A 23,459-nucleotide genomic window follows, 5' to 3' on the forward strand; every position below is an offset into this window, starting at 1 on the left:
TGTTAAGGAAAAACCCTGAAACTTTCATGCTGGTTGCAAACGTTGCTCATAACCCCTATTTAAATTTTTCCATGACTTTTTTAAATCCTAGCATGGAATTTGTAATGGTTGCATCATCCACACAAAAGGCCAGTCTGAAATGCCCGGGCCCTCCGAAGCCGCTCCCGGGCACCGCAAGAATCAGTTCTTCCTGAAGAGCCTTTACAAATTTGACATCGTCCGGAACCGGGGTTTTGGGAAACAGATAAAATGCCCCGGGCGGCGTGACAAATTCATATCCGCAAGCCGCAAGCCCCTCACACAAAAGCTTTCTTTTCCTGTCGTACTCGGAGATATCCACACTCATCCCCTGCATACAGGCGACAACCCGCTGCATCAGAGCAGGCGCGTTCACAAATCCGAGTATCCTGTTGGCAAGAGCAGCCCCCGCCAGAATATCGTTTTTAAAAGTGGCCTTCGGGTTTACCGCGAGAAATCCCATGCGCTCACCGGGGATGGAGATATTCTTGGAATATGAATTGCCGATAACGCTTTCATTGTAGCAGTTAAAAATGCTGGGAACCTCTGCCCCGTCATAAACGATCTGACGATATGGCTCATCCGACAAAAGATATATGGTCTGCTTTATCTCCTTACTTTTCTTTTCCAGAAGCTCCCCGAGTTCCCCGAGGCTTTCTTCCGAATATATCTGACCCGTGGGATTATTCGGAGAGTTAATAATGATGGCTTTGGTTTTCTTAGTGATGGCGTAGGCGATGGCGTCAATATCCAGATTGAAACTCGGGGTGGTCGGTACTGGTTTTAATTCACCGCCGTGGTTGTCCGCGTAAAAATCATATTCCACAAAATAAGGTGCGGGAACCAGAACCTCATCCCCGGGATTGAGGATGGCTTTCAGAATAATATTCAATGCGCCGGCCGCGCCGCAGGTCATAATTATCTCTTTTTCAGAAACTTCTGCCTTCTGCTCTTCGGAAAGGTATTCTGCCACGGATTTGCAAACCTGGGGATAACCGCTATTGGGCATATAACAGTGATCTCCCAGACCACAGGAATCCACGGTATCTCTGAGTACTTCATTGAATTTTTCCGGAGGCGGGACATTCGGGTTTCCCAAACTGAAATCAAAGACATTTTCAGCCCCGTGTTTTGCCTTCAGCTGCGCGCCTTCCTCAAACATTTTCCGTATCCATGAGGACTTGGATAGTATTCTCTCAATTTTATTTGCAATGGTCATAAAACAGTTCTCCGGTTCATCAGGCAGATTCTACGGATTTTACCTCCGGAATCTCTTTTTTCAGCAATTTTTCTATTCCGTTTTTAAGGGTCATCTGGGACATGGGACATCCCGCGCACGCGCCTTGCAGGCGAACTCTGACCACTCCGCTCTCTTCCACCTCAATAAGCTCCACATCACCGCCGTCCGCCTGAAGCGAAGGTCTTATTTTGTCTAACACTTTCTGAACTTTTTCTTTCATAATTTTGTCTCCTTATTGATTTTACCGTAAAAATACATTTTGAAAAGTCGGTTTTTTATCTGAAAACATTTTCATAACCGGAGGCGAAAAACCCGGCTTTTTCATAAGCGTTTATTGTAAGCATAACTCTGAAACACATATCACAGGCAGCTTTTTTCAGAGGTTCAGCTCATACTGCTCTTCGGTAACAGTCACCCCCCAGAGATAATGCGTTTTTTCCTCAGTTTTGACAAACCCTTCTGATCTATATATTTTTGTGGCTGTGGTCAGTTCACTCACTGTCCACAAAAACACGGATTTGTATTGGTTTTGTTTACAGAAGATTATTGCCTTCTGAAGCATTTTTTTCCCAAGCCCCTTTCCGCGGGCATCAGGATGGACAAGTAACCAGCGCAATTGCGCTTTTTCCTCTGAAACAGAAACAATTGCAATGGTGCCGACAATGTTTCCGTGTGTCTCGGCAATCCATATTCGGTTACGGTCAGATGGTGATCTGATAAACTGAGAAAGCGGTTCAGCCACATACGGCTCGAATGTGTGATCAAACCCGTATTCTTTTGCATAAAGTGTCCCGTGGAGATATACAATATACCCCATATCCCCGGGCCTGAGCTGATGTCTGAATTGAAAAGAAAATCCTTTGTCAGCCTGAGCTTTATCTCTGTTCTGATCTTTCATTATAAAACGCTTTCCTGAAAGTTTCAAACTTTCCTTCACATATGGCGGCCCGCATACGCTCCATAAGATTTATAAAATAATGAATATTATGAATCGTATTTAACCGATAGGCAAGCAGCTCCCTTGTCATATAAAGATGACGCAGATAAGCTCTGGAATAATTCCGGCAGGTATAACAGTCGCATCCCGGTTCCACGGGTTCCGTATCATCCTTAAACTGAGCATTGGAAATATTCAGGGTTCCGTTTTTCGTAAACAACTGCCCGTTTCTGGCATTTCTGGTGGGGAGAACACAGTCAAACATATCCGCTCCCCGGGCCACAAGTTCCACAAGGTCCTCCGGTGTTCCCACGCCCATGATATATTTCGGCTTTGAAGCAGGGAGTTTCGGAAGCGTGAATTCCGCAATATCAAGCATGATATCCTTTGGCTCGCCCACGCTCAGTCCGCCAATGGCATAACCGCTGAAACCGATTTCCGTGAGCGCGTTTGCTGACAATTCACGAAGGTCTTTGAACATGCCTCCCTGGACAATGCCAAACAGCGCGTTGGAGTTCCGGGCATTTTCTTCCCACGTTTTTTTGCATCTCTCTGCCCATCGGGTGGTGAGTTCAAGCGCATCTTTGGCATCTTCCCTCTCAGAAGGGTATTTGATGCACTGATCCAGACACATGATAATATCTGAATTCAGGCAACGCTGTATTTCAACCGCTTTTTCAGGCGTGAGCAGATGTCTTGAGCCGTCAATGTGGGACTGGAAATTAACACCTTCTTCTGTGATTTTTGAAAGCTTTGCCAGTGAAAACACCTGAAATCCGCCGCTGTCGGTGAGAATGGGGCCGTCCCAGTTCATAAATTTGTGGAGACCCGAAAAGCGGCTGATGACATCACAGCCCGGCCTGAGATACAAATGATAGGTGTTGCCGAGAATAATCTGTGCGCCTGCATTCAGAAGCTCCTCCGGGGACACGGATTTTACCGTTCCGAGGGTCCCCACCGGCATGAACACAGGGGTTCTGACGGGGCCATGAGCAGTCTCAAAGACACCGGCCCGTGCCTTTGTTGTTTCACATTCTGATATAATTTTAAAATTAAGCATTTATCTTTTAGTAAGTAAAAAAGAAGCCTGCATCCATAATCAGGCAATATAACTGATGCGCCTCGCCCGTCCGCCACATATCCGGGTTATGTGGCATTTTGGGACACAACCCCCTTTATTTTTTATATGTTCATAAACCAATTATGATTAATTGTGATCTCCTCAACTTCCACCTTTTCTGTTTTTACGCCCAGACCAAGCTCTTTCAGTTTATCCACAAGCTGATTACCGTCAATTAAATCTATAGCCGGCGCGCCGTCTCTGGTAGCCTCTTTCATCGCATCTTTTGTATAATTTCCTGTGGTAATGAGCAATGCCTTGTCCGCTCTCCCGACCATTGCCCCCCGAAAGTCCCGAACTTGGCTGGCTGTAACCGAACCCTGATACCGTTTGCACTGAAAAATAACATGAAAGCTGAGAAGCCCGCCCAGACGCATAATTCCCTTGCCGTCAATACCGCCGTCACTGCTCTGGCCTGTCACCTCAACCTGAGTGAAACCTGATTCACGGAGCAGTCTTTGCGCAAGCCGCTCAAATGCCGAAGGTTCCATTTTCAAAAGCGTATCTAAAAGTTCTTCACGCCAAGATATATCTGGTTCGGTTTCGTCAGGGACATCTTTTATGACTGTCAGAGCATTATCCGGATTTGCCTCATCAGGTTCGTCTTTTACCGAACGAATCTTAGCTTTCTTTAATTGTTCTTGTGTGAACTGCCTGACTTTTTTCGAATCCACACTGTCAAGTTTTCTACCTTCGGCTGTTAATGCCCATACACCTCTGCTGGAATTTTCAATTACTCCGTAGTTTTTCAGGTAAGTTCTTGCCCAGGCGAGTCTGTATTCGACTTTGGTTTGCCCACCTTTTTCCGGATTATGTAAAACTTCAATTTGTTCATCTGAAAGCCCTGCGATTTCTGAGGCTTTATTGTTAATTTCTTCAATTGTTCCTGACCCGCCAAGACTTTTGAGAGCCAGAAGAATAGGATTCATTAAGGGGTCAACCGCAGGAACATCCACTTTCGCCATTTGAAATCTCTCTAAAATAAATATTTATCATTATATCATATATTTAATGACATATTGTCCATTCGAGCCGACCGTCAGGGACGGCAGATAAGATTTACCGAATATTTACAAGATAACTGAGGATGTTATCTTTCAAACATCTTCTTAAAAAAAATATGTAAGGAATAGGGACGAAATAACACTTCTGTTTGCCGCCCCATCAGACTGACAGATTACGAATACCCGCTTTCAATATCTCGTTTATCACAGATTCGTATTTTTCGCCTGCCTTCATCTTAAAATATGCGACGACCTCGGCATCAACAAGTATGCCGACTTTACCTTTCCGGACGGGTTTCCCGCCGACACGCAGTCTGGCTTCTGCCATCTGTTCTTCCGTCACTTCAGGTATGTCGGACAGATCAATATCCTCATCCCGCATGGCATCAACACGCTGCCAGTCAGTGTCCGAATCCTTCAAAGTATGTTTTTTGCTCATGTTTCGTTGCCTTTCGCATTGAAATGATACGTATTTCATCATCCTGTTCGGTATGGGCAATTACCACAATTCTGCCTTTCAGCATGCCGAGGGTTATGAATCTGTCTTCCCCATAATATGTCCGATTATCCCCGAATGTGTATGTCATCCCGGCGAATACTGCCTCAGCGTCGGCAAAGTCAAAACCGTGTTTTGCGAGGTTTGTCTTTTGTTTGGTTTGGTCCCATGTGAATTTCATGATCTGATGTGTATCCGGAATCAGTCTGAAAAAACTGGCTCACATATATGCAAGGTGACAGTAATAACATTTTGAAAGAACAAAGATATTTTTTAAAGCAGTACAAACCGGCCAATGAACTGTCGGGCGCACTCAGACCTTCAGCAGATCGAAAAGTTTCCGGGCAGTGTGCGGGACAGCAGAGAAACCCGGCTTTTTTTCCCGGACAGGACGCCTCCCCGGTCGGAAAAAGCCGGATTTCTCCAGGTCCGTCCTGTTTGCCCTGTGACGGCCCAAAAACTTTTCGATTTACTGACCTTAGTTTACCCCACAAAAGATGGGATTGTTTTTTGGGTCTTCTGCCAGAACTACACTGCATTTAGTCAGTATTGATTGATATTTAAAAAGGATAAGGCCACATCAAATGCCTGCCTGCTACCACTGCAACAATATTTTTTTCATAGACTCCCCATGTTCGGCTCATAATGAATAATTGCTGTCATTCAATAAACATGGCATCTCCGTAACTGTAAAACCTGTATTTCTTATCAATGGCCTTCTGGTACGCCTCTAATATTTTTTCACGCCCGGCAAACGCAGATACCAGCATGAGCAGCGTTGATTCCGGCAGATGAAAATTGGTGATCATCGCGTCAACAGCCTTGAATCTGTATCCGGGATATATAAAAAGATCGCAATTCCCGCTGTCATTGATAAGATATCCGTTATCATCTGATGCATATTCCAAGGTGCGCACACAGGTTGTTCCCACAGCCACCACACGGCTGCCATCTGCTTTTGCATGATTTATGATGTCAGCGGATCCTCCGGGGATGGAATACCATTCGGAATGCATTTGATGATCCCTGATATCAGACACTCTTACAGGTAAAAATGTACCATATCCCACATGCAGGGTAATTGCAACCACCTTGACACCTTTGGATTTTATTTTTTCAAGAAGTTTTTCTGAAAAATGCAGTCCTGCCGTGGGGGCCGCAATTGCCCCTTTTTGTGAAGCATATACCGTCTGATATGATATTTTATCATTACAGGCTTCGTTCTGAGACAGATTTCTTTTGATGTAAGGCGGAAGCGGCATGTTTCCGACCTGATAAAGGAGATTTTCAAAATTATCATCACATGAAAATTTTACCGTATGAATTCCATCATTAAAATCTGTAATTTCTGCTTTTAATCCCTGATCAAAAAAAAGCAATGCCCCGGGCCTGGGACGTTTTGAGGCTTTTATCAGACAGTTGTAAGTAACATTTCCATTTTTTTTATCTCCTGGGCCGGAGGGATTTGCTTTGCACCTGTTTCCATAATCTAAGATAAGAACCTCTGCCTTTCCGCCTGTGTCCTTTTTTCCGAACAGACGCCCCGGAATAACCTCGGTGTTGTTTATCACCAGCACATCTGACGGGGAAAGCAGATCATAAATATCAGAAAACGTATGGTGTGAGCATTTGCCAGTTTCACGGCTCAGGTGCAGGAGCTTTGACCGGTCTCTGTTGTCTGCCGGTTTCTGGGCTATCCAATCTTCAGGCAGATCATATGTGTAATCCGTTAGTGAAAACATAATTTTTTAACTTTTTCCCATGTAAACCAGCCAGACTCCGATAAGCACCAGCGCCAAACCGAACCGCTGAAGACTGGTGTCCGACATTTCAATCACTTTTTGTATCCAGTATTTCATTTTTCGGGGGAACAGAGCATAGGGAACCCCCTCTATAAACATCACCATTCCAAGCACACATAGAAAGAATTCCATAATATCCTTCTTCTGAATAATTTTATTATGATCCAGTGTGGGGTTTTCAAATTTTGATATGTCATATCAAATCAGCAAATGAACATTTCAGTCTTACCTCAGTATTTGCTGAGACAGTCTTTTTTGTAGTTCTTTCATATAAACGGTCATGACCTGCCGGTCACAACGAGGCATGAAAGTTTCTGCAAAAAACCGCTTCGCTTAATTTTTGCACTCCGGACTTTCATATAAACTCCCATGTCCTGCCGGTCACAACGAACGATGAAAGTTTTGTAGTTTTTCATGACACTTAACACTTAACACTTAACACTTAACACCTGACACTTTCATATAAACTCCCATGTCCTGCGGACACAACAAACGATAAAAGTTTTGTAGTTTTTCATGACACTTAACACTTAACACTTAACACTTAACACTTAACACCTGACACTTTCATATAAACGTTTAAAATATCGTTTGTCAAAATAAAATAAACACTCATGAAAAATCCGGGTTTTTCGTCCCCGGTTATGAAAATGTTTTCAGATAAAAAAAACAGGTTTTCAAAATGGATTTTTACGGTAAAAAAGGGGAAATAAAACAGGTTATTCAAAGGGATAAGAAAAATTCGAAAAATTCGAAATCATGCGGGTCCGTTTTTCAAATTGTCCGAAAAAACAATTTGAAAAAATGTCTGACATCCGGCCGGTCATGCAGGCTGGGTTGGAGAACGAAACCTGATGCCGCTGACTGATGCATGGGAAGCTTTCAAAAGTCCTGGTGGGTGCTGATAATGTCGGGAAATAAACGGGTATGACCTGCCGGTCACAACGAATGATGAAAGTTCTGTAATTTTTCCTAAGACTTAACGATTAACACCTGACACTTTCATATAAACGGCCATGAGCGGTCCGCTCACAACGAAACATGAAAGAACTTTTAACTTCAGGCACTTTGGTTACTTTAGCTCACTTCAGACACTTTCATATAAACGGCCATGATCTGCCGGTCACAACGAACGATGAAAGTTTTGTAGTTTTTCCTGACATTTAAAACTTAACACCTGACACTTTCATATAAACGCGGGGTGGGAGATATGACAGACACGCTGTTCCAATTTCTGTCTGAAAAAAGCAAAGGACAGACCTCGTTTGCGGCCTGCCCTTTGGGAATTTTTCGATTCATGATTACCCGATGATCAAGTTTTTTGACCTGATTCGAACAAAAAGCCTGTTATTCCTGCTTTCGCAGGCTTCGGCCTCAGTCAAACAGAAAGACAGAAAAAACTTGAACATCGAGTGGTTATCAAATTTTGTTCAGTTGGTCTTTCATCATTACAAAATTATCATCCATTTTTTTTTTTAAGGACTGACATCCCTCTTCATAAGCTAAGTTCCAATTGTCAACGGTTTGTCTCCATTCATCAGGAACCCAGACAGCCTGATTCAGAAACACATCCATCACCTTTTTTGTCCTTGTCTGAACCGCTGCCATTGTATTGAACGAACCTTTGAATACAGTCCTTTGTAAATCTACCATCTCCTCAATGATTTGCTTTTGCTCCTGTTCGATCATCCTTTTTTATCCCCCCCTTCGGCTTGCTATTTTTTTGCTGGTTTTCAGATTCTTTTTTTGCCAGCGCTGATTTTTCGGTCTCATTAAAATGTTGAGAGAAGGTTTTTGTTTCTTGCTTGTTTTCACCCCCCTCTTTTGAAGACTCTGCTTTTTCAGGGGCGGTAAAATACTGGGTAAAGCCCTTCATCATGGTCTGAAACACTTCACCCTGATCCCTTATTATCTCCTGTAACTGATCCGTGCCTCTCGCGTTCATAAGCATTTTCAGATGCTTTATTGTCTCTTCCTGATCCGCACACTTTTCCTTGAGTTTTTCATATTTATCAACTAAGGACAGATGTTCTTTTTTCGGAACAAAAGCCAGCGAACCCATATATTCTTTGAACGATTTTTGAAAATCCTCCATTGCCTTTTCAGTCATTTTTTTGTATTCCGTGCTATGCTCGGATAACTGATCAAGGCCGTAGAACTTTCGGAACATACCTGACAGATCATCAAAACTGTTAAACCCCTTCTGCATCCAGGCAGTCATATCATCTACCTGCTTTTTCTTACGGGCAGTGCTGAGTAAAAAATTCCCCCAAAATTCTAAAAGATTCTCATCCATTATCACGGCCTCTGAAATAAATCATTTTATATGTGACACCTCACCTGTTCGGGACTCACAATGAACAATCCCGCGAAAATCATCTTTCGGAATCTGTTTCTCCGAAGCAAATGGTTTTTTCCTAAATATCCGGTTACTGAATGAAGAGTACTGTCCGAATATATTTCCATTTTTGAATATTATCACTATATGAAAATTCCGACAGGCTCAGGGGCGGGTCAAAACGCCGTTCGCTGAACTTGTCAAAACGCCGAAGTCAGGCTTGGGATTCGGAGGAGTATGCTTCGTTCAGATCCAATTGAAAACGCACAGGCCCCCGGTAGTTTTTATCACCAAAGCGTGTATGAAGTGCGCATACTGATTTCGGATTTGACCATGACGTTGCTATGGCCACATGACCTTTGGGAAAACCGGAGACTTCGACATCTATGTGGTCCAGCGGCGCCAGAGCGGTCTCTTTCTCCACAAGATCATCTTTTTCTCCGTAACAGATCAGCCAGGGAATATTTTTTGCTTTCAGACGCTTAAAATTGAGTTTCCGGTCAAAAAGCTTTACCGGAAGGGTCCCGTCATCTGTAACAGGAATGTTGTATGAATCAAAGCTCATTTTGGTAATGGCAAGGGGAAGGTCACCCCGTTCATTCTTAAGCCAGTAGTTAATCGCAGCAGCGGTTTTACTGATCTTCACTTCGTTTGCACCGCCATTTGGCATAAGCATTGCCATATCTCGGTAAAGGGCAACCAGAGGTGATTCGTTTTCTATGCTTTTGAGTTTATAAACCCAGCCCATGAGATCACCGTCAGCGACTTTGTTGCCATTGGGAAGTGTTTTGGTTCCATACTCAAGGTGATTAAATCTGCGGGGCAGACTTCCGAAAAATTTTATAAATCCCTTACTTCGGGTTCCGTCCATGGGGGAGACACAAGTGATGAGCGCGTCTACCAGACCGTCCAGCTCGCCGGAAAGAATATTACACACAGCAGAAAATCCCCCCTGACAGTAGCCGTTCAGTGTCACGAATTTTCCGTGTCTGGCCCTGACCTTCTCGCAAAAGAATCTGGTGTCCCGGGTGTCGTCTTCACAAGTCATGAGCTGAACTGCCGGGGTCTCGCTGATATCCTTCATGATTCTGATATAGGTGGGAATTCCCTGATTTGCAAAACAATGGGCATAACTCTTATTTTCACCAGGTAAAAAAGCCAGGATATTGGAACCCAGCACATAAGGAGGAAGAATAATGACCGGTTTCCCGTTCTCATTGATTTCAGTTTTTTTATCTGTGGGAAGGATCTGATAAAGAATAAAACGGTCAGTTTCAGCAAACTTTACATTCTCACCCTGCTCAAAGTGGAACCCGTATTCAGGCTCAATATCCTCGATAGCCTCTTCATAGCCATATGCCACCATCTCCATCATTTTGGATTGCCGGGAAACAAATTTTTCTATATTTTCCTCTCCCTCCACATTGAAGATCGTATTGAATAAGGCAGACGTGGCATTGTCCATTTCCCGCTGATTATAATTGCTAATCGCCTTCATGCTGCTGGCAAGCCCCTTGTTTGAAATATCAAGATTGAATGTCAGGAGTTCCATATAGGATTGAAAACTTTCCAGCGGTGACGTGTTGAACAATTTATATTTTTCCACATCCGTGAAATAGTTCACGGCAAGTGTGTAGGGGATCATGAAATCATTCGAGTACTTGGCAAAACTGATCCAGTAATTTTGCGCTGCATTTATTGCCTCTGCCAAAAATAAATTTTTTTTCAAGAGCCTTTCCGGAAAGCATGAGTCTGTGCTGTAACTTAAATCAATCATTTTGAGCAGCTCCTTCTCCTAGATAGACAAATATTTAAGCGATTAGTTGTTTGGTAATATTAAGGTATATGATATTCTCTCATATAGCGGAAGCCGTCCGTGTCCGACAGCTTTCATATTGCCATGTGGCAGTCAGAAAAAGATCGGCAGCCCTCCGGATTTTCCTTTGTTCCTTATATTACAATAAACGAACGAAATATTTACATCTGAGGGTAAATATCAGACAACTGACCACCTAGTCAGATTCGGCTTCTTCCTTGTTTTCGGAATTGGCAAAAAACGCTTCTACTTTACTGAAATTCGTTTCCACAGTTTCTTTAAAACTGTCACGCCCTTTCTTATATGTCCCGAGCCATTCGGCAATGGCTTTTTTTCCCTCCGGGGGGAGCCACGGAGCCTGCTCCAGAAACATGGAAACCATCTGTTCTCCCTGTTCCTGGAGTGTTGACATGGCTTTAAATGAATTGTCAAAAGTTGCTTTTTGAAAATCAATCATTTGTTTGAACAGTATCTTCTGATCCATCTTAAATCTCTCCTTTTTTTCAAAACAATGCAAAGGCTTTCAAAGTGGCCGGGGATTTTTTCAAAAAATACCCGAAATACAGGGGGGGTGAGGTGAGGCCCCCGGACATCACATCCGTATATATGCCCATAAGACAGGCTTCACTTTGTCACGCCCGCCGCGATCTGAATCGCGCATATTCAGCAGATCAAAAAATTTTCGGGCCGTGCAGGACAAAGAGGACGGACGGCAAAGAAATCCGGCTTTTTCCGGAACGGAAGGGTGTCCCGTCCGGGGAAAAGCCGTGTTTCTCCGAGATCCTCCGCACAGCCCGGAAACTTTTCGATCTGCTGATATTATATATCTGAAGTTTCCGTAAAACTTCGAAAGCCCCATATTATTCATGCGTTAGCCAAACAGTTCTTCCATTTTTGCAAAACCGTCATCCACAGCATTTTTAAAGTTTGTGCGGGCTTTTTTGTAAAATTCAGTTGAATTGCTGATGACCTTTTTCCCCTCTTCGTTCACCCACGGAAGCTGGGTCAGGAAATCGCCGGTCATTTTTTCGGTCTGATCCTGAACTGTGCTTACAGCGTTAAAAGCGTTTTCAAAAGCGGTTCTCTGAAAGGTGATTATTTGCTTTGTCATTTTAGCTGCCTCCGTCATTTTAGCTGCCTCCTGATAAGTGTTTAAAGTCTTTGACCATCACAGCAGGTCAGAACCGCATATTAAAGCGGATTACACAGATTACACAGATTTAGAAAAAGCTGTGCAATCCCCTTCCTCAACTGTGTCAATCTGTGGCTCTGAAGCTTTTAGCCTGTTCCTGCCTATTTCTGAATAAACAGTTCTTCCATTTTTGCGAAACCGTCATCCACAGCGTTTTTGAAGTCTGTGCGGGCTTTTTTGTAAAACTCAGTCGAATTGCTGATCGCCTTTTTTCCCTCTTCGTTCACCCAGGGAAGCTGGGCCAGAAAATCACCAGCCATTTTTTCTGTCTGATCCTGAACCATGCTCATCGCGTTAAAGGCGTTTTCAAAAAGGGTTTTTTGAAAAGTGATCATTTGTTTTGCCATTTTACCTGTCTCCATCATTTCTGTTGCCTCCTGATAAATGTTTAAATTTCAGATTCAGTCTCTTTGAGATATTCAGCCAGTTAAATAGTGACTTTTTCATTGAAACTAAAATAATAATAATATATTATTTTTTTTTGTCAAGAAAAAATGATGCAATGCACAAAAAAAGTATTTTATGAATATCAAATATTTTTTATTGAAAAGAATAATATTATAAAAAGGTTATGATTAATACAAAGATATAAGACAGTGATAGGCTAAAAAAAATATTGCACTGTGTCATAATATCATATAAACAAGGAAGGAAAAGCAGATGTCGCATAAACTCACGATTAAAAAATACCCTAACAGACGATTATACGACACGGAAAACAGTTCCTATGTGACTCTCGCGGATGTCGCTGATATAATAAGACAACAGGGTCGGCAGGTGAAAGTTGTTGACGTGAAAAGTAATGAAGATGTCACAGCCTTTATTCTGACTCAGATCATCATGGAGCAAGTGAAGAAAAAAAGCCGCATACTCCCTGTGTCCCTGCTTCATCTGATCATTCGGTCGGGAGAAGATGTTCTCAGCGAATTTTTTGAAAATTATCTTGAAAAAGCCATCGAAAGCTATCTGACTTACAAGAAAACCATGGATGAACAGTTTAAAATATGTCTTGAACTGGGGATGGACTTTTCAAACATGGCGAAAAAGACAATGAAAGACATAACTCCTTTCGGATCTTTTTTTGACAGTGCTTCAGATGAAACAGACAAAAATAAGAAAGCTTAAAGTCAAAATGTCAATTGAATGCATCTCGGATGTCATACCTAAAAAAGCCTTGTTTTTAAATGATAATTAAGGTAATGGAATTCAGGTTTGTCTCGGCGTATTTCATCCTGACAAAAAAGCGGTTCTGCTGATCCGTTTCGGTGAACTGTCGGGTCGGAATTGCCTGTTTTGTCCCGGAGTGATATCAGATGTAAAAAAAATTATGCCGGGACATGCCTGAAATCTGGAGTGATGAAAATGTCACAAACCCGGCTGATAATTGCGATCCCATTTTTATTCCGCAAATTTTTTATGGCTTAAAAATCAGGCAGTTAAAAAATGCAGGGAACAAAAACGGGATCAGCTTTTTCAGAGCTTTGGAAACATTTTCATCACCCCGCCTGAAATCTGACCTTATATAGTATGGATAATCCCAAAAAATAATCAGCATGAATTGGAGTAAAGAATGGATCAGAATCAAAAAGAGGAAACCGGCATGGAATCTTTGTTTGCCGCGTGGGCAAAATCTGTAACGAATTTTTGGGGAGATATGACCAATATGCAGTTTGGCGGTACGGCCAAGCCATCTGACACATCCGAGAAATCCAGGAAGGACCCGATCTATCAGGCTCAGAAAAATTGGGAGACGGGCACCAAGGTTTTACAGTTATTGTTATCAGCATCCGGCAAACCGGAAAACATAAACGATGTTCTTAAAGGAATGCATTCTCTTCCGGAATTCATGATGAAAATGGTTCAGCAGTCATGGGACGGATATTTGGAACTGCAAAAACAATGGGCTGAGAAGGCCGAAAGAATTGGTCAGCATACGGAAGCTTACAATTTTGAAGATATTGATCAGAATATTTTCAAAAGCTGGCGGGAAATTTACGAGAAGGAATTCCAGAAAATTTTAAATATTCCGCAATTGGGGCTGACCCGTTTTCAGCAGGAAAGAATGAACCAGTTTGTGGATAAATATAATGTGTTTTATGCCTCTCTGAATGAGTTCATTTACATGTTTTATGTTCCCATAGAAAAATCGTCCGCGGTTATGCAGGAAAAGATAGAGGAGATGGCTGAACAAGGTGAGATTCATGATAATTTGAAAGATTATTATAACATGTGGATCAAGATTTTGGAAGGTCATTACATGACACTGCTCAAATCACCGGAATATACGCAAGTCATGGACAAAACTGTTGATTCTTTGGTGCAATACAGAAAAGCCAAAGATGAGGTGATGTATGACATTCTCCAGCAGTTTCCTGTCCCCACCAACAAAGATATGGATGAACTTTACAAGGACCTTTACTTACTTAAAAAAAAGGTCAGGGAACTTTCCAAAACAGTGAAAACTTGAAACTCGGAACTTGAGACTCGAAACTCAAAACTTGAACAATCATAGATGTACACATGAAAATCCGCCACTCTTTTAAGTTTCAAATTTCAGATTGCAAGTTGCAGAGGAGGAAATATATGAGCCAGCCTAAAATTGCTGTGGATCTTATCCTGAAGAAATTGGCTGAAACCACGGAACAGGTGAAAACACGCGCCCAGAAAGCATCCGAGGTTTTGCTTGGCCCGCTTGAAACAGATCTTTCAACTACGCCTTACGAGGTCGTTTACGAGGAGGACAGAATCAAGCTGAAATACTACAGGCCGACAGAAATAAAGCAGAAATATCCGCTTCTGGTGGTCTATGCCCTGATCAACAGGGAAACCATGCTGGACCTTCAGCCGGGAAGAAGTGTGGTGCAGACGTTTCTTGATAATGGCATCGAAGTTTATATGATTGACTGGGGATATCCGACCCGTAAGGATCAGTATCTGACCATTGACGATCATGTTGACGGGTATATGGATAATGTCGTTGATTTTATAAGAGACAAACATAATCTGCCCAAAATCAATCTCATGGGAATCTGCATGGGAGGTGCCTTTTCTGTCATGTATTCGGCGCTTTACCCTGAAAAAATAAAAAATCTTGTCACCACAGTGACACCCACCAATTTTGATACGGACAAAGGACTGCTTCATATATGGATGAAACAGACAGATGCATATCTCATGGGAAATTCATATGGCAATATGCCGGGAGACCTGATGAACCTGGGGTTTCTGCTTCTCAATCCCGCCCGTCTGATACTTGACAAATATGTGGGCTTTTTTGAAAACATGGACAACAAGGCATTTGTTGAAAATTTTGTCCGAATGGAGAAATGGATTTTTGACAGTCCGGATGTGCCTGCGGCAACTTTCCAGCAGTTCATAACAGATTGTTATAAAAAGAATCTTCTCATTCAGAGCAAAATGGAACTGAGCGGGAGGCGGGTGGAACTCAAAAACATTACCATGCCTATTTTAAATTTTTACGGCGAGTATGACCATTTGGTGCCGCCCCAGGCATGCGAACTCCTGACACAGAAGGTGGGGGCTGAGGACACGGAGGATATCTGTCTGAAAACCGGACACATCGGAATTTATGTCAGTTCCAGCTGTCAGAAGGAGTTTGCGCCTAAGATTGTGAAATGGCTCAGGGAAAGAGAGGGGGAAGTCAGACCCGGGACTAAAGAACAAGCGACTTTTCCCAACTCGGTAAAAGATAAAATTGGAAAAAAAACCAGCGATGCTTCAAAAAACAAAGGCCGAAAAAATATTGAACTTGTTTTGTCAAACAAGCGAAGCAGAAAAAAAGCCAAATCCGTTTCACCCAAAAAGTAAACTGACGGGGTAAGGAGCGAAGATAAAACTTGAAACTCGGAACAGTTGCATAAGCATAATGACAATCCGCGGATCCCCAAGTTTCAAGTTTCAAGTTTCGATTTACAGAGGAGATAACTATGAAAACCAACACCGATTATTTTAAAACATTCTGCAAAATAAGCAAAGCTTTTGGGACGACTTTTAAAAAAGAAGAACTTCTGGATATCATCGTTCAAAGTGCGATTGACACCATGAAAGGAAAAGCCGCATGTCTTTTTCTGGCAGATGAGGAACAGGATATGTTTGTGGTGGCAGCTCAGAAAGGACTGTCTGAAAACTATTTACACGCGGAACCCATGAAAATTGAGAAGGCAGTGAAAGACCTCATGGAAGCGGGGGGGTATCTCTCTTTTCATGATGCGACCACAGACCCCCGGCTGGATAATCACGAAATAAAAAAGGCCGAAGGAATCGCCTCTGTCCTCACGGTGCCGATTATGGTAAACGGCAAAGCCATTGGCATTCTTGTGCTTTATACTGCCACCCCCAGAGATTTTTCCCAGGATGAAACAGATTTCCTGACCGCCCTGGCCGAACAGGGGGGAATCTGCATCCAACAGACCCGGCTGCTTGAACGGATAAAACAAAATTCAACACTTTTTCACGATCTGGCTTCCAGCATGAATTCCAGCTTTGATATCAAAAAAATCCTGCATATCCTGACGGCCGATATCGCCGAGGCTTTTGGCATGAAAGGGGTGAATATTCGTCTTTTGAATAAAAACACAGGCGTTCTGGAACTCGCGGCAAGCTATGGCCTGAGCGAAGAATTTCTCAGCAAGGGGCCTGTCTCTGCTGATAAAAGTGTGGCACAGACGCTTAATGGCGAAACAGTCATCATCAGGGATGCGAAAACCGATGAGCGTATTCAGTATAAAGAGGCAATGAAAAAAGAAGGCATTGCTTCCATGCTTTGTGTCCCCATAAAGTCCCGGGACGAAGTCATCGGAATGATGAGACTGTACAGCGGCGTTGAAAGAAAATTTCCTGATGATGTGATTATATTGGTTGAAGCTGTCGCGGCCCAGGGGGGAATCGCCATTGAAAACGCCTTGCTGGTTAACCGAATGCGCATGAACACGGAACTTTTCCATGACCTGGCTGTCAATATCAATTCTACATTGGATGTAAAGAAAATCATGCACATCATGTCTGCTGATATCGCTGAAACGCTCGGAGTGAAGGCGAGTTCCGTTCGTCTGCTTGATGAAGAAAAAAAGACATTGGAACTTGTCGCAAGCTACGGTCTGAGCGAAGCATATCTTAATAAGGGGCCTTTGTTCGCTGAAAAAGGCATTTCCGAGGCCCTTAGAAACCGGGTGGTGGTAGTCAGAGACGTGGCTACGGATGAGGGGGTTCAGTACCGAAAAGAAAAGAAAGCAGAAGGTATTGTGTCCATTCTCAGCGTTCCCATAAACGCCAGAGATGATGTGATCGGGGTGATGAGGTTTTACAGCGATGTTCCGCGAGAATTCACCGAAGCGGATGTTATGCTGACGACCGCCATGGCCCATCAGGGAGGTCTGGCCATCCAAAATGCTTCCATGTATCTTATGCTTCAGGAAGATAAAAAAAATCTGGAAGAGGAAATCTGGAGCCACAAATCGTGGTTTTAAATTAGTTAGGTTTGGAATTTGTGATTTGGAATTTGGAATTTGGAATTTGGAATTTGTGATTTGGAATTTGTGATTTGGAATTTGTGATTTGGAATTTGGAATTTGTGATTTGGAATTTGTGATTTGGAATTTGTGATTTGGAATTTGTGATTACAGCTTTAATCGCCAGTCACAAATCACCAGTCACAAATCACAAATAACTAAGGAGGAGAATGTTATGATTATTGGAAAAACTATTGACCAGCTCAAAGTAGGCGACTCGGCCGAGTTCGCCAAAACTATTTCCGAATCTGATATTTATTTGTATGCCGGAGTGACGGGTGATTTTAATCCGGCCCATATTAACGAAGCATATGCGCAACAAACCTTTTTTAAGACCAGAATTGCTCATGGGATGCTTACGGCCGGGTTCATATCGGCTATCCTGGCCAACCAGCTTCCCGGTCCCGGAACTATTTATATGAGCCAGGAACTCAAATTTCTGGCACCTGTCCGCATGGGTGACACGATTACCGCGCGAGCAGAGATTATTGAAATTATCGCTGAAAAAAATAGGGTTCGTTTACAGACAACCTGTGTTAATCATGAAGGGACAAAAGTTTTAGACGGTGAAGCCATTGTCAGCGCTCCCAAACCGCCTAAAAAATAATGCAGAAGTTAAGAATTGGAAATTCAGAAACCAAGTTTTTCAGATAAAAAACTTGGTTTCTTTTTTTGAGATAATCATCTGACATTTTCAAATCACATTCCCCATCAGATAGTTTTCGAGGGTTCCTTTAAGCTTTCCATCCGGTAGGCTCTTCAGGCGTTGAAAACAAGTTGGGCACAGAAAAAGAAAATCGTCGGTTCTTTGTATTTCTGTATATGGAACCGTTTTTCCGCACTGATCGCATATGTTCAGCATGAATCTGACTCCCACTCCGTAAGAAGGATCAGTCTTGTTTTCAGAAATTTTCCTGCACCACATCACTTCGGCACGATAGCCGTCACAAGCCTCGGGACTATGAATATCAGCAGAGTCCACCATTTTGATACAAACTTCAGAACCTCGCCGGAGAGAGTTGTTGCCTGATTCAAAATACATACCGCTTTCACTGATGTTGCACATCTTACCGTCATGGTAATTTTCTGTATTCAAATCCGCGTATTTTATGGGAGCTTCTTCCTTGTTTCGAGAATAGGCCCTGTAGTTACAGGAATGCAGCTTCTTTGCAGAAACATTCATCATACACCTCCTTAACGATTACGTTCAGATTAATGGTATTTTAAGTTTTGTAAGGCGTAGGAAAGTCTTCCGTGGGAGGCAATGCTGCTGATTAACTCTTTGACTTCCTTCTTTTATGGCAAAGTCAAGTGTCTGGCGACTTAATTCAACAGCATTGCCTGAAAAAGGAAGAATTTAAAACGCCTAGCTCCCTTGAATTCAAACAATAATACAGCCTGAAGGGCGGAAACACATCAGGTTTTAAGCGGCTTTTTTTTCAACTTCTGGTTCTTCCTCCGGTGTTTTTTTCTCAATGGGGCTTTTCAAATCATCCGACTCTGTTTTACTCTCACGAGAAGCACTTATCCCACGGCACAGTTTATTCGTTGATTCCAGGAACTCTGTGCAGGTACCTATAAAATTGGGAATAGTGTCATACTCCTGAAGTGTTTTAGCCACGGAGATATTTCCCATTGCCGAAAGGGAGAAATCTATCATGTTATTGTTGAACTCACACATATTCTTGAGAAACCCCGTGGCTTCCTTTTGCTCATGGGAAAAGACATCCAGTGATTTTTTCACTGCCTTGTCAATTTCCTTTATCCCCTCAAAAGGAGTGTCTTTAAAAGCGTCTGTCACCTGGTCCGTAAAATTGTCATAAGCCTCTCTGAACGTTTTGAAGAAGGTGTCCACCTTGATTTCTTCACCCGCAATAGCATCACATCCGGTTTCAAATCCTTTGTCGGTTACTGAATTCACATACTTAAGCCAGGCACCATATATTTTGAAGCCTTTTGTTGCTGTTCCGTTCATGTTCTTCATCGCTTCAAATGGTGAAGGAGCATTTTTAATCCAGGAACCAAAAAACATATTCTTGTAAATTTCAGTAATATCCGCCCTTTTTTTCTCAAGCATATTTTAGCCTCCCTAAAGTTCTCATTTAAAATTAAATTTAAGCCACCAGACAGTATGGGGAATCGCGCAGGCCCTCTGCCACAAAATTAAATTTTTTTTAACGCGTTCCGTATGCCTTCATATTCGTTATGACCGAAAGATCATAACCGTTAATTTAAAAGTAGCATTTTGCTACCCCTAAGTACATATTTTAACCCATTGACTTATCCGCTTTGCTTTGAAATAAGTAAAAGATTCATTTACTTTATAACTATGAAGAATAATATTATCTGAATGAATTTTCAATCAGGGAATTCCTGATTTTAAGTCTGAAATTCCTTATTTTGTTTTAGGAAACAATTAAGCTTAAATTTTTATCAGAATATAACCTCTTTAAATAACAATTAAAAATATTCCACCCGGACGGGTCAGCACGTCATGAAAATTTTTTTCAGATTGGGAAATTCCTTACTTGTCCGACAGAAATATCTGCTGAAATTACTTAACTGTAATTTGGGAAACAATAACGTGACTTGTTGCCATATTTTTCAAATATTTAAAGAGGTTGCCAGAAATAAAAAATCTGGACAAAACAGAGGATTGATCAGAATAATTGAAGGAGAAAAACTGATTATAACGGTTTTTGGGAATGCCGCGTCAGAACCTCCCCTGAATCCGTTATAATCAGAAATCAGGAAAATCAGAAAAAGGAAATGTCAATTAGCAATCTTTTTAATATCAGACTGGTATAATCAGTTCGGACAGTTTTTACAACTAATTATCGGCAGATCGAAAACAAGTCGGAAAGGAGTGCCGGAATGTGCTTGCTAAAATTTTTCGATCAGCTGTTTGTTTTTGCAGGATTCGAAGATTCTGATTTGAAGATCAGATATTATCAGCAGATTGAAAGTTCAGAACCGGTTCAGAGTTCCGGCTTCAGGCAGTTTTTGTAAAAACAGATAATTATGTTTACATAACAGAAAGCTGGAACGCGGAACCATGAATTTTTTGATCTGTTGATTATAATTTCAATATGTTACAGATTTGAGATGTCCTGGTCTGTAAAAACTGTCCCATCTCCTCTTTCATATGTCAGGATTCTTCAGATGACGTTTCCGAGCAGCCATCTCTCCACGCATTCTTTTATCTTTTCATTTGAAGCCTCTGTGTGCTTCAGGCAATTTGAACACAAACAAACAGAACTGTCTGTTTTACAGTACTGTTCTTCCCCATTTCTTCCACACAGATCACATGAGATACTTTGGCCCATGATGACCTCATCATGATTGTCATACTCCCTTTGTCTGTCTGTAACATACTGATACATAAGTCTTCCCTCCATTGTTTTTGTGTTGTAAAAACATACTCATCTGAAAAAGACGGATATTTTATAACCGAAGACAAAGAACCTTTTTTATAATTATTGATATATCAAATAAAAAATATGTAAATCAGGAAATTCCTGATTTTGAGATTTGAAATTGCTGATTTTATGTTAGGGAACTTCAAATAACTGATATGGCTGATTCAGAAAATGCCCTGAATTTCAGGTAGTTTTGGGGGGAAATCCCTCAGAGCGTGTCTGGAAAGCAACATGAATCCCGTAGAGCGGGATATTTGCAGTCCGAAAATATTACCGATTTGATATGCCGTCGCTTCGGGACCCGGGAGGGGAATGTCGCTCTTATGCTACAACTAGACGGATCCCTGTCAGAACTTTTCAAACATGCTTTTAGAGGATGACACAGATGGATTTTTCAGATAAGCGGATTGCAGTATGACAAAGGGGCAATCATTCTGTAGTTAAAGAATCGGGATAGGCACAGAAGGACCGCCCCTGCCAGCGCTGTTTTTTCAAATCACATTCCCCATCAGATAGTTTTCTATTCTCTTCTTGTTTTCAGCAGACAACCTTCCCACATCCTTCACACATGCTGAACACAAAAAAAGGAAATTATCGGTTCTTCGGATTTCGCTATAAGAAACCTTTTGTCCGCATTTATCGCATACATTAACGATAAATCGGATACCAACTGCGTAGCAGGAAATGTCACCTTTAAAAATTTTCCTGCACCACATGACTTCGCCCCGGTACCCGTCACGGATATCAGAACCATGGATATCACAAGAATAATCAGGCAGCTTGATGAAAAGCTCTGATCCCGGAGGGAGATTATGATCTGATTCAAAATACATCCCTCCTTCACTGGTGTTATACATTTTAGCGTCAATGAACTTTTCCGTTCCGTAAACTGCATATGTGATACGGGCTTCATAGTGATCACGTGGAAATGCTCTGTTTGGAATAATAGCCATTTTTACCCCTCCGTTTTTTTGAATTGTTTAAGAATTTATAAAATCAGCCGGACCTCCGAAGTTTTCAAAATTTCAGAAGTCTTTGCCACTCAGACCGTTGTTCCTGCATGAGAAGTCATAAAAACAGGTGTCATCTGTTAAGTGCCAGATGATCGGAACTTGCCATATTCGGCAGATTAAAAAAATTCGCAGTTCCGCGTTCAGGTGGTTTGCCATGTAAGCGAAGGTCTCTGTCTTTAAAAAAGTCAGCTTCAAAATGAAATTGCGAACGGGGCCTGAGTTTTCGTTCAGTTTCGATCTGCTGATATTTATTCTTTTGGCATCTGACTTGTTGTTACATGCTATGCCTGACCTGAGGGATTAACTATTTGATCTGGATGTCATTCCTGTGCGGTAATATCAGTGTCGGGGTTATCAGATTTTTACCTGATTTTTTATGCAGAAGTCGCTCAATTCAGACTGATGGATCTGGAATTTAACTTATTTGATATAATTTGTTATAAGATTTTCAGACATCGGCAGACCACAGGGCGGCAAGGATGTTTTGTGTCCGCCATGCGATTAAACAGACTATAACCTATTCAGCCTTCCAAATTAAATTATACCTGTCTTAGCTAATGATTACAACAAAAATTTTAATGTATCAAATACTTTTTTTCTAACCATTTGAAACAGAAAAAAACATTCTCGCCTCTGCTCACACCAGCCCCCTAACCGGCTCCCTGAGCCTGTCGAAGGGAGCCTGTCGAAGGGAGCCTGTCGAAGGGAGTCAGTCAAAGGGAAAAAATGTAGGGTGGGTGGAGCGAAGCGCAACCCACCGTCTGTCGTTGCGCTTCGCTCCGCCCACCCTGCATGTCTCCCAAGCTCAGATTCAATGAAGTGCTGAAAAATTTAGGAATATATCAATAAAAACAATTTGTTATGGTCTTAATCTGATACATATGCGGGGCATCCCTGATTCCGGAGATAAATAAAATGCGCTCTCCGACTCGAGAAAAAGTTATAAATACCTAACCATAAGTTTTCGATATCTTCCCGGGAAAGAAACCCGGCTTTTTTACCGGAAAGATCCGAAAAAGCCGGGTTTCTCCGCTGTTCGCAAAAAAAAGATATATAAAAAACTTTTGATCGGGCACTTAATTCAATAATCAAATCAGATTGTTTTCTGTCCGAACCGGATCAGAAAAGGCGATCATCGAGTATGAGAGCATGTTTGGAAAAGTGATATCCGGAGTCCCATAGGAGACAACATATTTGTAGTATCTGAGGGGTGAAATTCGGAAAAACCGGACGCATGAGAATCATGCAGGACAATTTTTCAAACTGTCCGAAAAACAATTTGAAAAATTGTTTCACATCTCAGCAACCCGTCAGCATTTATTTGGCCGTGTACCAGATATGATTCGGCCAGGCAGTCGGACGGAATGACAAAAAAACTTGATTACCGAGTGATATGAACATGCTGGTTCGGAGATTGACGGGGAGGGGAGAGAGAGCAAGGGGATATCGTGAAAAATCAAAACGCCGACCGTGTCTCCCAAGCTCAGATTCAATGAAGAGCCGAAAAGTTTAGGGACAGATACTTATTCAACAAAA

24 protein-coding genes are annotated in these 23,459 nt (G+C 42.1%); 5 read left to right on the forward strand and 19 right to left on the reverse strand.

Annotated features, from left to right (window positions below; genetic code table 11):
• Nucleotides 1-55: 55 nt before the first annotated feature.
• From dnm_RS14510 to dnm_RS14580, 15 genes are all read right to left on the reverse strand, one after another.
• On the reverse strand, nt 56-1,237 hold the full coding sequence (locus dnm_RS14510; RefSeq protein WP_207683349.1) for a pyridoxal phosphate-dependent aminotransferase: 1,182 nt from the start codon (nt 1,235-1,237) through the stop codon (nt 56-58).
• Between the two features lie 19 nt (nt 1,238-1,256).
• Nucleotides 1,257-1,478: a NifU family protein gene (locus tag dnm_RS14515; RefSeq protein WP_207683350.1), complete on the reverse strand. Its 222-nt coding sequence runs from the start codon at nt 1,476-1,478 to the stop codon at nt 1,257-1,259.
• 156 nt (nt 1,479-1,634) lie between these two features.
• Nucleotides 1,635-2,156 carry a GNAT family N-acetyltransferase gene (locus tag dnm_RS14520; protein ID WP_207683351.1) on the reverse strand — a complete coding sequence of 174 codons (522 nt, stop codon included), beginning with the start codon at nt 2,154-2,156 and terminating at the stop codon, nt 1,635-1,637.
• On the reverse strand, nt 2,134-3,255 hold the full coding sequence (gene tgt, locus dnm_RS14525) for a tRNA guanosine(34) transglycosylase Tgt (protein ID WP_207683352.1): 1,122 nt from the start codon (nt 3,253-3,255) through the stop codon (nt 2,134-2,136). Before tgt ends, dnm_RS14520 begins: the two co-directional genes overlap by 23 nt.
• 122 nt (nt 3,256-3,377) lie before the next feature.
• Entirely contained in the window at nt 3,378-4,280 is a 903-nt protein-coding gene (locus dnm_RS14530) for a restriction endonuclease (RefSeq protein WP_207683353.1), read from the reverse strand.
• Nucleotides 4,281-4,479: 199 nt separating this feature from the next.
• Complete coding sequence (locus dnm_RS14535) at nt 4,480-4,758, reverse strand: BrnA antitoxin family protein (protein ID WP_207683354.1); 279 nt, start codon at nt 4,756-4,758, stop codon at nt 4,480-4,482.
• Complete coding sequence (locus tag dnm_RS14540) at nt 4,721-4,996, reverse strand: BrnT family toxin (RefSeq protein WP_207683355.1); 276 nt, start codon at nt 4,994-4,996, stop codon at nt 4,721-4,723. The genes dnm_RS14535 and dnm_RS14540 overlap by 38 nt, the downstream gene beginning before the upstream one ends.
• A gap of 478 nt (nt 4,997-5,474) precedes the next feature.
• Nucleotides 5,475-6,557 (reverse strand): tRNA preQ1(34) S-adenosylmethionine ribosyltransferase-isomerase QueA, encoded by a 1,083-nt coding sequence (gene queA, locus dnm_RS14545; protein ID WP_207683356.1) that lies wholly within the window; start codon nt 6,555-6,557, stop codon nt 5,475-5,477.
• Between the two features lie 6 nt (nt 6,558-6,563).
• Nucleotides 6,564-6,749, reverse strand: coding sequence for a DUF2065 domain-containing protein (locus dnm_RS14550; RefSeq protein WP_207683357.1), 186 nt, complete (start codon nt 6,747-6,749; stop codon nt 6,564-6,566).
• 1,287 nt (nt 6,750-8,036) lie between these two features.
• A complete protein-coding gene (locus tag dnm_RS14555; protein WP_207683358.1) occupies nt 8,037-8,306 on the reverse strand; it encodes a hypothetical protein in 270 nt (89 codons plus the stop codon).
• A complete protein-coding gene (locus dnm_RS14560) occupies nt 8,275-8,913 on the reverse strand; it encodes a hypothetical protein (protein ID WP_207683359.1) in 639 nt (212 codons plus the stop codon). Before dnm_RS14560 ends, dnm_RS14555 begins: the two co-directional genes overlap by 32 nt.
• Nucleotides 8,914-9,169: 256 nt before the next feature.
• Complete coding sequence (locus dnm_RS14565) at nt 9,170-10,732, reverse strand: metal transporter (protein ID WP_207683360.1); 1,563 nt, start codon at nt 10,730-10,732, stop codon at nt 9,170-9,172.
• 235 nt (nt 10,733-10,967) lie between these two features.
• Complete coding sequence (locus dnm_RS14570; RefSeq protein WP_207683361.1) at nt 10,968-11,255, reverse strand: hypothetical protein; 288 nt, start codon at nt 11,253-11,255, stop codon at nt 10,968-10,970.
• A 387-nt stretch (nt 11,256-11,642) separates the two neighbouring features.
• Complete coding sequence (locus dnm_RS14575) at nt 11,643-11,882, reverse strand: hypothetical protein (protein WP_207683362.1); 240 nt, start codon at nt 11,880-11,882, stop codon at nt 11,643-11,645.
• Between the two features lie 182 nt (nt 11,883-12,064).
• Nucleotides 12,065-12,328 (reverse strand): hypothetical protein, encoded by a 264-nt coding sequence (locus tag dnm_RS14580; protein ID WP_246556329.1) that lies wholly within the window; start codon nt 12,326-12,328, stop codon nt 12,065-12,067.
• Between the two features lie 295 nt (nt 12,329-12,623).
• On the opposite strand from dnm_RS14580, the gene dnm_RS14585 reads away from it, so the two are divergent.
• The 5 genes from dnm_RS14585 to dnm_RS14605 all read left to right on the forward strand — a co-directional run bounded on the left by dnm_RS14585 (nt 12,624) and on the right by dnm_RS14605 (nt 18,098).
• Nucleotides 12,624-13,088, forward strand: a complete 465-nt coding sequence (locus tag dnm_RS14585; RefSeq protein WP_207683363.1) for a polyhydroxyalkanoate synthesis regulator DNA-binding domain-containing protein — start codon at nt 12,624-12,626, stop codon at nt 13,086-13,088.
• A 445-nt stretch (nt 13,089-13,533) separates the two neighbouring features.
• A complete protein-coding gene (locus dnm_RS14590; RefSeq protein WP_207683364.1) occupies nt 13,534-14,430 on the forward strand; it encodes a poly(R)-hydroxyalkanoic acid synthase subunit PhaE in 897 nt (298 codons plus the stop codon).
• A gap of 116 nt (nt 14,431-14,546) precedes the next feature.
• Nucleotides 14,547-15,791 carry a class III poly(R)-hydroxyalkanoic acid synthase subunit PhaC gene (gene phaC / locus dnm_RS14595; protein ID WP_207683365.1) on the forward strand — a complete coding sequence of 415 codons (1,245 nt, stop codon included), beginning with the start codon at nt 14,547-14,549 and terminating at the stop codon, nt 15,789-15,791.
• Nucleotides 15,792-15,910: 119 nt separating this feature from the next.
• Entirely contained in the window at nt 15,911-17,449 is a 1,539-nt protein-coding gene (locus dnm_RS14600) for a GAF domain-containing protein (RefSeq protein WP_207683366.1), read from the forward strand.
• Nucleotides 17,450-17,666: 217 nt separating this feature from the next.
• Complete coding sequence (locus dnm_RS14605; protein ID WP_207683367.1) at nt 17,667-18,098, forward strand: MaoC family dehydratase; 432 nt, start codon at nt 17,667-17,669, stop codon at nt 18,096-18,098.
• 87 nt (nt 18,099-18,185) lie between these two features.
• Here the strand turns inward: dnm_RS14605 and dnm_RS14610 are convergent, their stop codons facing one another.
• The 4 genes from dnm_RS14610 to dnm_RS14625 all read right to left on the reverse strand — a co-directional run bounded on the left by dnm_RS14610 (nt 18,186) and on the right by dnm_RS14625 (nt 21,863).
• The gene (locus dnm_RS14610) at nt 18,186-18,677 is read right to left on the reverse strand and encodes a PilZ domain-containing protein (RefSeq protein ID WP_207683368.1); all 492 of its coding nucleotides are present in this window, start codon (nt 18,675-18,677) and stop codon (nt 18,186-18,188) included.
• A gap of 237 nt (nt 18,678-18,914) precedes the next feature.
• On the reverse strand, nt 18,915-19,568 hold the full coding sequence (locus tag dnm_RS14615) for a hypothetical protein (protein WP_207683369.1): 654 nt from the start codon (nt 19,566-19,568) through the stop codon (nt 18,915-18,917).
• Nucleotides 19,569-20,649: 1,081 nt separating this feature from the next.
• Entirely contained in the window at nt 20,650-20,874 is a 225-nt protein-coding gene (locus dnm_RS14620; protein WP_207683370.1) for a hypothetical protein, read from the reverse strand.
• A gap of 527 nt (nt 20,875-21,401) precedes the next feature.
• The gene (locus dnm_RS14625; RefSeq protein WP_207683371.1) at nt 21,402-21,863 is read right to left on the reverse strand and encodes a PilZ domain-containing protein; all 462 of its coding nucleotides are present in this window, start codon (nt 21,861-21,863) and stop codon (nt 21,402-21,404) included.
• Between the last annotated feature and the right edge of the window lie 1,596 nt (nt 21,864-23,459).

The organism is Desulfonema magnum, assembly GCF_017377395.1.
GTDB classification, from domain to species: domain Bacteria; phylum Desulfobacterota; class Desulfobacteria; order Desulfobacterales; family 4be13; genus Desulfonema_C; species Desulfonema_C magnum.